Annotated in this window: 11 protein-coding genes; 1 reads left to right on the top strand and 10 read right to left on the bottom strand. The window is 35.9% G+C overall.

Going from position 1 to position 13,819, the window contains the following annotated elements; all coding sequences use genetic code 11:
- Nucleotides 1–290: 290 nt before the first annotated feature.
- Nucleotides 291–995, top strand: a complete 705-nt coding sequence (locus ACP5S8_RS06365) for an SDR family oxidoreductase (protein ID WP_461876148.1) — start codon at nt 291–293, stop codon at nt 993–995.
- On the opposite strand, the gene murI is transcribed toward ACP5S8_RS06365, so the two are convergent.
- From murI to ACP5S8_RS06315, 10 genes are all read right to left on the bottom strand, one after another.
- Nucleotides 985–1,764 carry a glutamate racemase gene (gene murI, locus ACP5S8_RS06360; RefSeq protein WP_461876147.1) on the bottom strand — a complete coding sequence of 260 codons (780 nt, stop codon included), beginning with the start codon at nt 1,762–1,764 and terminating at the stop codon, nt 985–987. The genes ACP5S8_RS06365 and murI overlap by 11 nt on opposite strands.
- Nucleotides 1,765–1,784: 20 nt before the next feature.
- On the bottom strand, nt 1,785–2,282 hold the full coding sequence (locus ACP5S8_RS06355; protein ID WP_461876146.1) for an NADH-quinone oxidoreductase subunit B family protein: 498 nt from the start codon (nt 2,280–2,282) through the stop codon (nt 1,785–1,787).
- Between the two features lie 7 nt (nt 2,283–2,289).
- Nucleotides 2,290–3,732, bottom strand: a complete 1,443-nt coding sequence (locus ACP5S8_RS06350; RefSeq protein WP_461876145.1) for a hydrogenase large subunit — start codon at nt 3,730–3,732, stop codon at nt 2,290–2,292.
- Nucleotides 3,729–5,168 carry a proton-conducting transporter transmembrane domain-containing protein gene (locus tag ACP5S8_RS06345; protein ID WP_461876144.1) on the bottom strand — a complete coding sequence of 480 codons (1,440 nt, stop codon included), beginning with the start codon at nt 5,166–5,168 and terminating at the stop codon, nt 3,729–3,731. Before ACP5S8_RS06345 ends, ACP5S8_RS06350 begins: the two co-directional genes overlap by 4 nt.
- Entirely contained in the window at nt 5,165–5,833 is a 669-nt protein-coding gene (locus tag ACP5S8_RS06340) for a hydrogenase (RefSeq protein ID WP_461871943.1), read from the bottom strand. The genes ACP5S8_RS06345 and ACP5S8_RS06340 overlap by 4 nt, the downstream gene beginning before the upstream one ends.
- An 8-nt stretch (nt 5,834–5,841) precedes the next feature.
- Nucleotides 5,842–6,756 carry a respiratory chain complex I subunit 1 family protein gene (locus ACP5S8_RS06335; RefSeq protein WP_461876143.1) on the bottom strand — a complete coding sequence of 305 codons (915 nt, stop codon included), beginning with the start codon at nt 6,754–6,756 and terminating at the stop codon, nt 5,842–5,844.
- On the bottom strand, nt 6,749–8,614 hold the full coding sequence (locus ACP5S8_RS06330; RefSeq protein ID WP_461876141.1) for a proton-conducting transporter transmembrane domain-containing protein: 1,866 nt from the start codon (nt 8,612–8,614) through the stop codon (nt 6,749–6,751). The genes ACP5S8_RS06335 and ACP5S8_RS06330 overlap by 8 nt, the downstream gene beginning before the upstream one ends.
- A 121-nt stretch (nt 8,615–8,735) precedes the next feature.
- Nucleotides 8,736–11,387 (bottom strand): ribonucleoside-diphosphate reductase subunit alpha, encoded by a 2,652-nt coding sequence (locus ACP5S8_RS06325; RefSeq protein ID WP_461876140.1) that lies wholly within the window; start codon nt 11,385–11,387, stop codon nt 8,736–8,738.
- Nucleotides 11,388–11,404: 17 nt separating this feature from the next.
- Entirely contained in the window at nt 11,405–12,319 is a 915-nt protein-coding gene (locus tag ACP5S8_RS06320) for a ribonucleotide-diphosphate reductase subunit beta (RefSeq protein WP_461876139.1), read from the bottom strand.
- A gap of 158 nt (nt 12,320–12,477) precedes the next feature.
- On the bottom strand, nt 12,478–13,659 hold the full coding sequence (locus ACP5S8_RS06315) for a hypothetical protein (RefSeq protein ID WP_461876138.1): 1,182 nt from the start codon (nt 13,657–13,659) through the stop codon (nt 12,478–12,480).
- Nucleotides 13,660–13,819 lie beyond the last annotated feature (160 nt).

Genomic DNA, 13,819 nt, shown 5'->3' with positions numbered 1-13,819 from the left:
GTTAGAAACCTTTCTAAAGAAACAGATTTCTATACCCATGTAATAGGATTATGGGACTGTTGTATAATTCTTCATCTCTTACAACTTTTGACTTTTCATCTTTCAAAAACATTGCTGTAAATACTTGAATTTTCTTAAATACCCTGCTATAAAGCTTAATGATCTGAATGGGTGGATATGCTTCTAAAATGTGGTGGGTAATATTATAACTCTGACCGTATTTTGGCTTTTTGAAATCAATATGATGTTTAAAAAATGAATTTCTCACTCAACGTATATATTATATTGTTATGGCTATTATAATTACTGGAGCAAGAAGAATAGGACTTTATGCGGCAAAGAGGCTTTTGAAAGAGGGTAAGAATGTAGCTGTTGTTTATAACAGCAAAAACCCTTGTGATGAGATAGATGGAGTTTTTTGTATAAGAAAGGATTTGTCGAAGGACTCTTCTGGGGTAGTGGATGCCGTGTTTGAAAGGTTTGGTAAGATAGAGGCGTTTATACATATGGCATCTCCTTATTATAAGGTACCTATAAATAATTTTAGTATAGAAGAGTATAGATATTACAACAGCGTTATAGTGGAAGCTTTTTTAAATATTGGTGTTGAGGCTTTTAAGATGATGATGAAAAATGAGGGGCATGTAAAGGGAAGAATTGTGGCTTTTGGAGATTGGGCTATAATGCATACACCTTACAAAGACTATATGCCTTATTTTGTGGCAAAAGCAGGGCTTCATGGGGCTGTTTTAACGCTTGCTAAGGAGTTTGCACCTCATGTTTTGGTAAACGCTTTAGCTTTGGGTCCCGTGCTAAAACCAGAGGACATGGAAGAGACCGAGTGGCAAAAGGTTATACAAAACACACCTTTAAAAAAGGAAGTGAGCCTTGAGGATATATACAGCGTTTTGAAGCTTTTTTTGGAAACAACTTCTATAACAGGTGCTATACTTCCAATAGACGGCGGAAGGCATATAAAGGGTGTTAGCAGTTGATAGAAAGAGATTCTACATTTATATACTTTAAATCGTATTTTTTCCCCATTATATACTCAACAAGTTTTGATGTGTTTTCTGATATGTCTGTAAAATAGAGTTCTGTGGTGGCATCTCCTTCATTTTTGACAATGTCTTTTATATAAGATATTATTGCGTCCGAAGAGCTCACCAAGTTTATATGCGGTAAAAACTCTCTTATATCTTGTTCCAGAAGCGGATAATGGGTGCATCCAAGAATTATTGTATCTATATCTTTTAAGTCTTTAAACTCTTTTAGATAAAACTCCACAGCTTTTTTTGATATATCTGTGTTTATGAGTTTTTCTTCTACTATCGGTACAAAAAGAGGGCATGCTTTTCCATAGGTTTTTATATTAAAAGCCTCTAAACGCTCCTGATATTTGTTGCTATTTATAGTGGCTGATGTGCCTATAATACCTACATGCTTTGTTTTGGAGCTTTTAAGAGCAGCTTCAACGCCTGCTTCTATAACACCCACTATAGGTATATCAAACGTTTCTTGTAGGACATCTATTGCATTGGCGCTTACGCTGTTGCAGGCTATCAGTATCATATCCACGTTTTGATTTATCAGGAAGTTTGCGCTTTCTTTTGCGTAAGTTATAATAGTCTCTCTTGATTTTATGCCGTAAGGGACTCTGGCCGTATCTCCAAGATATACAATATCTACTTTATCAAAAGCATCCCTTACAGATTTTAAAACAGTAAGCCCACCTACTCCTGAGTCAAACATTCCTATTTTCATCTTAAGTATTATAAACGTTTTTAGTCTTCAAACCCTTTTAAAATACCATTTATTATGTCTTTTGGAGTTGGGGGGCAACCTTTTATTAGGATGTTTGGTTCTATGTTTATATCTTTTAGACCACCTACTATGCCATAGGCTCCTTTGAATATACCTCCGTCCATGGCGCAATCTCCTATGGCTATTATAACTTTTGGAGTTGGTACGTTTTCTATGGCATCTAAAAGCGGTTTATACATGTTTCTTGTTATCGGTCCTGTTATGGTTAAAGCGTCCGCATGTTTTGGAGAAGCCACAAACCTTATACCAAATCTTTCTATATCGTAAAATATGTTTGACAAAGCGATTAACTCATATTCACAGGCGTTGCAAGAACCACAATCTATATGTCTTATGTTTAAACTACCCTTTAACATTTTTGGTAGTTTTTTATATATCACTATATTATCTTCGTTGTAGGAGCTTATGTCTTCTGTTTTTATGCCTTCTTTTAAAAAAGTCTTTATCACGTTAAACATAATTACCTCACAAATCGTTTCCAGCGTAAGATAGGTTTAGGCTTTTGTTTATAAGCGGAAAATCCGCTATTATATCACCTAAAACCGCCTCTTGTATAATGGGCCAGTTGTGAAAAGATGGGTCTCTTATTTTCCATCTTGATATTAGGCCGTTTTCTATCTCAAGCATATGGGTTATGTTGCCCCTTTGACCTTCTTCAAAGCCAAAGCTGTAAGAGTGTTGCGGATTTTTAAAATCTACTTCTTTATAAATATTCCCCTCTGGCATATTTGATATAAACGTTTTTATTATGTCAAAGCTTTCTTCTATGTCGTTAAATCTTACTTTTAATCTTGCTGTTACATCGCCGTTTTTAAGTCTAAACTCTTTTATCAAAGACCCATAAAGCTTGTTTTCAAATGCTTTTCTTGTATCAAAGTACAACCCGCTCGCTTTCGCTACATATCCAAGGGCAGCGTATTTTTTAGCTATTTCGTAGGATATCTTTCCCGTTGTATCGGTTCTTTCTAATATCGTAGAGGAGTTTAGAAACAATTTTTTATATTTTAAATACTCTTTTTTTAAAAGCTCTATACTATCTTTTATAAGTTTTACATCAAGCTCTTTTGAAACACCACCTATTTTTATGATGCCCCTGTTAAATCTATTCCCTGTTAAAGCTTCGTTTAGCCTCATCAGCATCTCTTTTATAGCAAAAACCTTCTGAGCGCCAAAGCTATATCCTACATCTTGAAATATAAAAGCAAAGTCGTTTAGATTGCACATCAGCCTTTCTAACTCTAACAAGATAGCTCTTACATATATGGCTTTTGGTGGTATATCTATGTCGTATATTGTTTCTACTGCTTTTACAAAAGCCAAAGAATGTGCTATGCTATGATCACCAGATATTCTTTCTGATAGTTTTAAACCAAACTCTACAGGTTTTTCTTCTGCTAACTTTTCTATACCTTTATGTTTGTAAAAATGCCTTATTTCAAGTTTTAATATCGGCTCCCCATTTAGCGTAAACCTAAAGTGCCCTGGTTCTATAATACCTGCATGTATTGGACCCACCAGTATCTTAAAAGAACCTTCTGGCTCAAAGTTTTCATATCTATATTCTTCATAGCCCCTATATTCTATGTTTAGATTTGCATCTTTTCTTAGTGGATGGAAATCCTTAGGATAGTTTTCTGGAAAAAGCATCAAAGGTCTAAGGTTTGGATGTCCGGGAACAAGCCCAAACATGTCGTGGATTTCTCTTTCATACCAATCAAGTGCCGGTATATCTATATGTGGAAACTCTTTTTCTGTATTTATTTCAACTGTGTTTAGTTTTTGGTTTTTAATATCGTAAAACAAATATCTTAAAACAAACACCCCTATTTCTTTTTTCTTATCGCTTGCAAACACCCCTAAAAATTGATAATCATCGGAGTGCAAAAGAGATTCTATATAGTGCTTCATCTTTTTACCCCTATTGTATTGACGGCGCTATCTATTAAGGTTTTTATATCGTTTGGCAAAAAGAGCCCAAAACCCATTATGGTAATAAGCAATATACCCATAGGTATAAGCATAAAAACATGCTCTTTTTTCTCAGAAAAAGTGGGTTCTTTTGTAAGCATACCAAAAAAGCTTTCTACAAATCCAAAAAATATTAGAGAGAATGCCAACAAAACCAACGCCCCTTGCCATATAAAACCTTCTTTAAAAGCCGATAAAAGTGTTAAAAACTCAGATACAAAAAGTAAAAACGGCGGCGCACCCGTTATAGCGAAAACGCCAAGTGCTATAAAAGATGCAGTAATTGGAAGTATACCAAAGAGCCCTTTTATGTCTTTTATGCTTTTAGTATGAAAATTAACCAAAACAGAACCACTTCCCATAAACATGAGAGTTTTCGTAAGAGCGTGTGCAACAAGCCCCAAAAGGCTCGCAAACAAGCCCTCAAAAGAGCCTATACCTACGCTAAAAGCCAATATACCCATATGTTCCATCGTAGAGTAGGCTAAAAGCCTTTTATAGTCTTTTGACCTTGGTATGAATACGGCTGCTAGTATTATGCTAAATAGTCCCATATAAAGCAACGTATGATAGATGTAATTACCAAGGCCAGCATGTATTTCTATGCCAAATATCCTTATTATTACGTAAAAAGAGCAGCTTAAGAGCACAGAGGACATCAATGCGCTAATGGGAGTTGGTGCTTCGGAGTGTGCATCTGGCAGCCAGAAATGAAGTGGGGCCAAACCCATCTTTGTACCAAAGCCTACCAATACAAATATGAAGCTTATTTTTAACAGCTCTTTGTTTATCTTTGTTGACACTTGTATTATGTTTTCCCAATTCAAAGAGCCAAGCCCTGCCCCAGTTATATTTATTACACCGAAATACATAAGTATTATGCCAAAAAGCGCCAGCGCTATACCTAAGGAGCAGAGCATTATATACTTCCAAGCGGCTTCTACGGCTGTCTTATTTTTGTAAAAGCTTATTAAAAATGTAGTAGATAGCGTAGTAGCTTCTATCGCTACCCACATAATACCAAGATTGCTTGTTATAACTAAAAGAAACATGCTGAACATAAATGCGTTTGTCCAAAAATAAAACTCTTTTAGTTTTGTTTCTTCTAGCTGTTTTTCTTTCTCAAGATATCCTATACTGTAAAGATAGGTAAGGAAACCTATTGTGCTTACAATGCCTATTAGTATTAGGTTTATGCTATCTAACATAAAGTATGTCCCATAGTAAGGACCATTTGTCTTTAAGCTTTTAAAAAGGTATAAAAATGTCGCAAAATTTATAAATTGTAAAAGTGCTTGAATATATCTATTTTTGTTAAACTCCAAAAACGGTAAAATCACTATGCCTATTAGTTCTGTCAAAAGCAGTGTAATCATTCTTTCAAATCCGATAGTTTCGATGTATCTAAGCTGTCAAACGTATCTTTTATATGGAAAATAAGTATGCCAGCCATGATAGCCCCTACAAACACATCGAAGAATACACCCACTTCTACTATGAGCGGTAAGCCCTTTACGGTGGAAGTAGCTCCTAGTATGATGCCGTTTTCTAACGTTAAAAATCCTATAACTTGTATAAGCGCTTTTTTTCTAGCAAACATGAGGAAAATACCTACAAATATTATTGCCACAGCCATCGCCAGTATCTTTTGCATCATAGAAGAACTGCTCACAGAGTAAAATGTGTTGCTCATGGTATAAAATGAGAATATGACTATAAAGACGCATATGAGTATTGAATACGTGAAATTTATAAAGGGCTTCACAGATTCGTCTTCTACTATTTTTTCCGTAATTTTTTTCATAACGTTAGGTATGAGTATAGCTTTTATTAAAAGCGTTAAAACCGCCGATATTATGAGCTCATAATCAAAGTAGTAGAATACGCTTAAAAACATAGTGATACTTAGTGCTAAAGATTGGAATGTATAGGTTTTTATGGCAAAATCAAGCCTATGGCTGGCAGTCTGCAATATAGCAAAAAACAAAGATAAGGCCGCCATAAATTCTACAAACTCGCTCAAACTAATATTTAAATTCATAGTTTTCCCTAAGCATAGTAAAGTACAAACCCCAATACCGCCAATGTAAAAGATATCATTAAAAGATCAGGTATCCTAAAGAACCTAAATTTTGCTATAGAAAGTTCTACTATAGATATAGGGATAGAAAATAAGAAAACCTTTAATATGTAAAACAATATATTTAGGAGCATGTTTGAAGAATATAAAAACGGTAAAAATATATTGCTGGCTATGCTTATAAACAAAAGTAGTTTTATATAAGAGCTTAGTTCAAATATAGCCAAGTATTTACCACTGGCTTCCAAAATCATAGCTTCGTGAACCATTGTAAGCTCCAAATGTGTCTCTGGATTATCGAAGGGTATCCTTGCATTCTCAGCCATAGATACAAAAAATAGCGCTAGAAGACTAAATACGTAAGCTATTGGTATGCTAAAAGAGCTGGTGTGAACTCTTATGAAGATCTCACTTATGTTTGAGGTATTGTACTCCAAAGAAAAGGTAAACATAATCATCATGAGAGTAGGCTCTGCTAAAGATGCTATGGTCATTTCTCTCGCGGACCCTAGCCCTCCGAAAGCAGAACCTTGGTCCATACCGTACAAAGCCATAAAAAACGTTGAAAGCCCGAACACGTATATAAACGCTATAACATCGCCGGTAAAAGACAACAGCGTGTGCGGGCTAAACACAGGTATAAAACACGCATTAACTATCAAAGCCAACAGCACTATAATAGGAGCTATCCTTGATATAAAAGAGGCATCTTGCGATATTATTGATTCTTTTTTCAAAAGTTTAAAGATGTCTTTGTAAGGCTGCATTATAGATGGGCCTTTTTGGCCTCTTAGATTTAGTTTTAACTTGTGTATAAAACCCTTTGTTGCTGGTGCAATAGCTACAAAAAGCATAAGTTGTAAAACACCTATTAACTTATCCATAGATCTTGCTAAGCCACATTAAAAGTATCAACGTAAGTGCCATGTAAAGGATGTATCTTTGCATAAGGCCAGATTGGACTTTATATTTTAGCGCTTCTAAACTATCTAGCATCTTCTTGGTTATATAACTGTAAATTGCGTCAAAGATATCAATTTTGTCTTTGTAGAGCTTTGATGTAATCTTTTTTATAGGCTGAGAAAAGCCTTCAGGGCTATACTGGGCGTTTCTTGGTACGTTTTCTTGTCCGCACGCCCATGTTTTATAATAGACTGAGTGTTTTGATATGTATTTGTTTATATATATGCTTAATAAAAGCGCAAAAATAATTAGCATACCTATTGAAAACGGTGCTATTGAACCGAAATTTCCTGGGGTTTTAATCTCAAAAAACTCTCTTACATATATAGGAACGGGTATTATGTTGTTTATAAAATAAAGTACAAAAAATGGCAAAATACCTGTAAAAATGCAAGCTATTGCCAAAAATCCAGTAGAAATTAGGCTTAGGCTTCCTATATCGGATTTTATCTTTATATCTTTTCTTGGTTTTCCTAAAAACGTTATACCAAAGTACTTTACCGAACTTAACATTGCTATGCCACCTGTTAGTGCCAAAATAGACGCCGCAATAGGTGATACTATCCATACGTAAGAAGTTTTAACTTTTAAAGAAAGAAGAAGTCCTTGATAGAGAAGCCATTCGCTTATAAACCCATTAAAGGGTGGTGTTGCTACAAGGCTAAGTATGCCAATTAGGGTTATTACGCTTAACTTGGGTGCATGCTTTATTACTCCGCCTAATTCGGACATATCTTGAGTGTGTGTTTTTGTTATGACGGAACCAGCGCTCATAAACAAAAGAGATTTAAACAGCGAATGATTTAGTATGTGAAACAAAGTAGCCGCTAAAGCCAAAGAATATATATATGCCGTGTTTAGGCTTTTAAAAATCATAGAGAGTCCTAAGCCTACAACTATGATGCCTATGTTTTCCATAGAAGAATAAGCCAGCATGCTTTTTAGTCTGTTTTGAATAGAGGCATTTAATATTCCGAAGAGCATCGTTGCACTGCCTATTATCAATATTAAAAGCCCAAAACTTATTGGATACTGCTTTATAAAGTAAAAGTAATACCGTATAAACATGTATATGGGTATTTTTATCATGAGCCCAGACATAAGCGCTGAAACGAAAGAAGGCGCCACGGGATGAGCTTTTGGCAACCAGTTGTGAAGGCCTAAAAAGCCTGCTTTCATACCAAACCCAAGCACTGAAAATAAGAATATCCATATCGTCCAGCGCTGATTCAAGGATATATTTTGCCAGTGAGTAAAGTCCAAAGTCTTTGTATTTATATAAAATCCTATAAAGCTAAGAAGTATGAATGCTGTTCCTATATGTGTCATTACTATGTATATTAAAGAGGCTTTATAATTTTCTTCTTTTTTAAAATCCCACAATACCAAGAAAAATGAAAGTATACTCATAATTTCCCAAGACAATATGAACGTAAATACGTTTGCACTCATTAAAACTAATATCATAGATAGTATGAAAACGTTTGTTAACATTCCTATTAAAATTTTTTTATCGTAGTTCTCCTCTTCTATGTAATCTAAAGCGTATATATTGTTTATTGCACCGTTAAAAGCTACAATACCTATAAAAAACAAAGATAATCTATCTATATAAAACGAATAGCTTATGTGTTTTATGGCTGTGCTGAAAGCTATTGTATAGTTATCTCCTTTTATAAAAAGTGCTATACATCCCAAGAATATACCAATATATATAGCGCTGAAGCTAACCTCTAAGAACTTCCATAAGTCTTTACTAACTTTTTCGTAAAAAATCACGGCGTTATTATTATAGCATAAATAAAGTAAAAAGTTATATTTTGTTTCTCTCGTCAAATTTAAAAATGAGCCTCAGCAAGAAGAGAATGCCGAGGCCCATTATTGCTATCAGCTTTTTCATTTAGTTTCCGCACTCTTCGCAATATCCTTCTTGTTTCATGACTTCATCCAAGGGAAGTATTTCAGGCGTATTGGATTTTTCTTTTTTGCCGTTACCTTTTGGTGCAACAAGTGTACCACGATCAGCAGGTGTGCCACGATTAGATCTTTCTTTTGGTTGTTCTATATCTTGTTTGGCGGAAGGTGATTGTTGTTCTTTCAAGTCTTCGTGTACGTATTTTCCTTCTGTTTTTATCTTTGCTGGCATAAAGGCGTAGTATGTGGCTTTTAGTCCATATTTCCAAGCTTTTAGGTATATCTCCATTATCTTTTGTGGGTCTCTGGTGTTGAAGTAAAGGTTTCTTGATATAGAAGAATCAATCCACTTCTGGAGCACAGCCGCTTGTTTTATATAGACTTCTGTGTCTATTTCGTAGGCGGTTTTGTATATATTTTTTATCTCTTGAGGTATCTCTTTTATATCTTGAATAGAGCCTTGTTGAAGGAGCACATCTTCTCTTAGCTTATCCCAAAGGCCTAGTCTTTTCAAGTCGTTTATAAAGTTTTCGTTTACTTCTAAAAATCTTCCAGCTATGTTTGTCCTTGAGTATACCAAAGCGTAATAAGGTTCAAAGCTTTGAGAAGTACCAGCTATTATAGATATTGTGGCAGTAGGTGCTAGCGTTGTCTGGCAAGCGTTTCTTATGCCTTGTTTTACCTTTTCTCTAAGCTCTTCCCAATCAAACATAGGGAAGTCTTGAAGAGTAGAGTAACTGTCAAGTCCTACATACTTATCAACGAGTTTTTTATAATCTATATCCTCATCTACGTAGCTCTCACTATTTAAAAATCTTTCTCTAAAGAGGTGCTCCAAGGTATCTATAGGTAAAATACCCTTTGACCAGTCCGAGCCCTCAAAGTTTGGATAAGTGCCTCTTTCTTTGGCGAGCTCTACGGAAGTTTCTATAGCTACGTAAGACATCGTCTCTCCTATTTTGTCTAAAAGCTTTAAAGCTTCTTTTGAGTCTACGGGTAGCTTTAGCTTTTCTATCATATCCTGATAACCCATAAACCCAAGACCTATTTTTCTGCTTTGTTTTGTGCCTTTTTCCACAGCCTCCAATGCATAGTAGTTGGCATCTATGACGTTGTCTAAAAATCTTATGGCTTTTCTTATAACCGCTTTAAACTTTTCCCAATCAAGGTTATTCTTGTTTTGAACCGTGGCAGACTTGTTAACCGTGGCAGACTTGTCATCTAAGAATTTAGGCAATACCAAAGAACCTAAGTTGCAAGACTCTATAGAATCGTAGGTGGACACCAAAAGTTGTTCTGTGCATAGGTTTGTGGTAAGGATTGTCCCAGTATGTTTGTTTGGATGTCTTATGTTGATGGGGTCTTTGAATGTGTACCAAGGTTCTCCAGTTTGTATGGTGTTTTCTATGGCTTCTTTAAATAGCTCTACAGCTTTTATCTTTTTATGCCTTATCTTTCCCGATAGGGCTTTTCTTATACATTTTGAATATTCTCTAGAAAACTTTTTGCCGTAGGTACTAACCAATTTTGGACAGTCTGCTGGGTCAAAAAGATACCAGTCTCCATTTTCTTCTACCCTTCTCATAAACTCGTCGTTTAAGAAGAGTGCAATTTTTAGGTTCTTAAACCTTTGGGAATCATCGCCCCATTTTCTTTTTGTCCTTACAAAATCAAACACATCAAGATGCCAAGGCTCTAAAGATGCCAAAGCAGAACCCCTTCTTCTTCCGCCTTGAGATACCGCTGTTATCGTCTCGTCTATTATCTTTAAAAACGGTATTATACCCGAAGATTTTCCTTGAATGCTTCTTATTATTGAGTCTTTTGCTCTTAACTTTGTAGCAGGTAGCCCAACTCCTCCGGCGTGTTTGTTTAGCATACCTACTTGTTTTACAGTTTCAAAGATTTTAGAAAGATCGTCTTCAAAATCCACCACAAAGCAAGAAGAAAGCTGTGGAAACCTTGTGCCTGAGTTAAAAAGTGTTGGAGTGGATGGGATAAACTCCATGCTTGACATCATGTGATAGAACTCTATAGCCCAATGGTTTCTATCTTCAGGAGTTTTTTCTACCAGAGCCACGCCCATTGCCACTCTCATCCAGAACCATTGAGGTGCCTCTAATATGTTTCCAGTATCTAAATCTTTTATGAGATATCTATCCATGAGGTTGTAAAGGCCGTTAAACTTTAGAAGCTGATCTCTTTTGGGCACTAACTCAAGAGCAAGCATTTCAAGGTCATAGTAAGAAGCTAGCTTTTCATCTAAAAGCCCAAGCTCTACGGCGTTGTCTATATAGTCTATAAAAAGCTCTTTGTAAGCTTTCTTAGGCGAATACATCCCGCCAAAAGCTTGCTTGTATATTCTTTGAAGCAAAATGTTTCTTGCTATGTCATCGTATACAGGATCATCTACAGCCCTAGCAAGTAAAGCGTGAAGAAGTGCTTGGAATACAGAACTAGTATCAGCACCATCAGATATACTGATTTCTACCTCTTCTACTAACTCATCTATTAGGTATTCTTCTTCAAATATCTTCTGTTGCTCTGGCTCTAACAAAGAAATCGCTCTTTGCAAAACACTCTTAATCTTACCTGCATCAAAAAGCTGTTGCGTTCCGTTGCGTTTTACTACATACATAATCTATACCTCCAAAATTAATAATCTGCCTTAGCTTCAAAGAAGTTTGTTAAATCTGGTAAGTCTGTTTGGGTTGTCAACCACTTCATAGGATTTCTCTGTCCGTATATTGGACGAAATCCCAAAGCCCTCATTCTTCTATCTGCTAAATACTTTACATAAGACACGTAAGTTTCAAAAGACAACCCAACAATTTTGTTAGGCATAGCAACTCTTGCGTAATCTGTTTCAATCTCAACCGCTTCTTCCATTAGAGATCTAAATTTTTCCTCGTAGTCTGCTAAGTTCTTACCTTGCAGTAAATATTTAAGCAAATACATACCAAACGCTAAGTGTCTCGTTTCATCTTTTAATATCCATCTTACCAATGCTGCTGTATTCTTCAAAAGTCCTCTTCTTCCAAAAGCAAGTGGAGTAACAAAACCACTGAAGAAGAACAAGCCTTCTAGTATTGCATAGTAAACAAACACGTCTTCTATTAAGTTCTCCTCTGATGGTTCTTCACAAAGTTTTAAAGCCCTATTTACTTCGAAATCAGCTTTCCTTTTTATCTCCTCAACAGTGCTGTGCATCGCATAAACATCTTTAGGATTAAGCCCGAGTCCATCCATTATGTATCTAAAAGTGTCTATATGCTTCATCTCTTCCATCAATTGATAGCCTAAGAACATTCTCATTTCTGTATTTCTTAGAGATTTTGATAACTCAAGTATGTTTTGCCCAACCCAACCTTCTGCAGATGAGAAAAAGCCTATAGTATATAGCAAATAGTGTCTTTCTGTGTCATTGAGCTTAGAGTTAAACTCATGCTTGTCTTCAGCTAAGTCATACTCCTCTGGAATCCAATAATTGTTCTTTGCTTTTACATAAAGGTTCATTACCTCTTGATGAGCCACATCCTGAAGAGAATAGGTAAAAGACTTGCAAATCATACCAAAACCACATCTAAGCTTGAATAAGCTTAGGCCTAGCTACTTATAACCCGCCAAAAAGTCAGACTCTTCCATGTCTAGGCAGGCGGCATTTGGAAGAATCTAAAATTTTAATGTAAGTTTTATTGTATCACAAAACTTTCTTATACACAATGATATTAATTAGGCATTGAAAATACATTTGCTTGAATTACATTACCATCGGTTTGCAACAACACAGCACCGCTTTCAGAAAGAAGAAACTGTTTATCATCTTTTGCAGCTAATACGTAAACAGGTATATAAACAGAATCACTGTCGTGTATTTTAAACGGCATAGAAAGAGCTTTCAAAGCTTCTTTTAAAACCTCTGGGGCTTGTTCTTGCCACTCTCTAAGAGTCGTAAACGGTGCCATTAACTGGTAGGAATTGGTTATTTGTTGTCCGTTTTTATCGTACATGGCATAGTATCCATCTCTCTTTGCTATAAAAAACGGAGACTGTCCGTTAGTGAGACCAAACGGCACTATTTCATCGAAATTACCAGAGAGTTTTTTACCGCTCTCATAATCAACCATGTACTCCATTCCCATTTCTTTAACAATCAGTATATTGCTTTTACCGTACAAAGCCCCTGAAGCCTTCATTCCTTCGTAAAAATCGCTTATTCTACCTTTACCTAGCTCATAAAGAGCCCATCCTTCATCCGTTTTAGCGATATACCTGTTGCCCTTTCCTTCTAACAAACCATCAAAAAGAACTTCTTTATATACGTCGCCAGAAATAGGCACGCAGTTTTTATCGTATATTACAAAAGATTTAGGGTTTTCCAAAGATGCGACAAAGTAGTCACTGGATCCCTCTGGTAAACCGTGTGGATATATAATAGGTGCTTCTAGTATTTTCTTGTGGTTTTGAAAATCTACAAGTATGTTAACGTTGTTATTTTCGAATAGAACATAAGGGGATTTCCCTTTCACATAACCTATTTGATGCACTCTAGTATAATCTTTGGAAGCCCTTTTGCCGTCTGCGTCAATGATCAACTCAGATCCCTTATATTTTACTACAGCTACGTCTGACTCGCCCCTTATCATTCCAACATTATAGACCGCATCAAGTCCTTCCACAAGTTTTTCGGATTCCCTGTATATGCTTTCTTTGTTGTTATCCTCTACAATTACAAAAAACCTAGATTCGCCAATTACAGCGCCAACTTCCTTTACTTTTTTGCAAAAGGGGAGGATAGGTTCTCCTACACTCCCGTCACTGTAAAGCGGAACAACGCTAAATCTCGGATCTTTCAGGTCTGGACCAGTTACGGCTGTGACCAGATACCTTGCTACTTCCTTTTCTTCCATGGCACAGCTCCATTCTATAGATAGTTCCTTTGTTCATTTGCTACCACTACTATGTTTTCCATATCTTCAGTGAGCATCATGGAAGCATTACCGTAAAGTTGCTGACCTACCTCTAAGAATTCCTTAGCAGTTACATAAGGCACATAGTAGGATTCTATAC

The organism is Hydrogenobaculum sp. (assembly GCF_049967395.1).
Taxonomy (GTDB): Bacteria; Aquificota; Aquificia; order Aquificales; family Aquificaceae; genus Hydrogenobaculum.
Note: the sequence above shows the minus strand (reverse complement) of the source record. Positions and strands in the feature narration are given on the sequence as shown.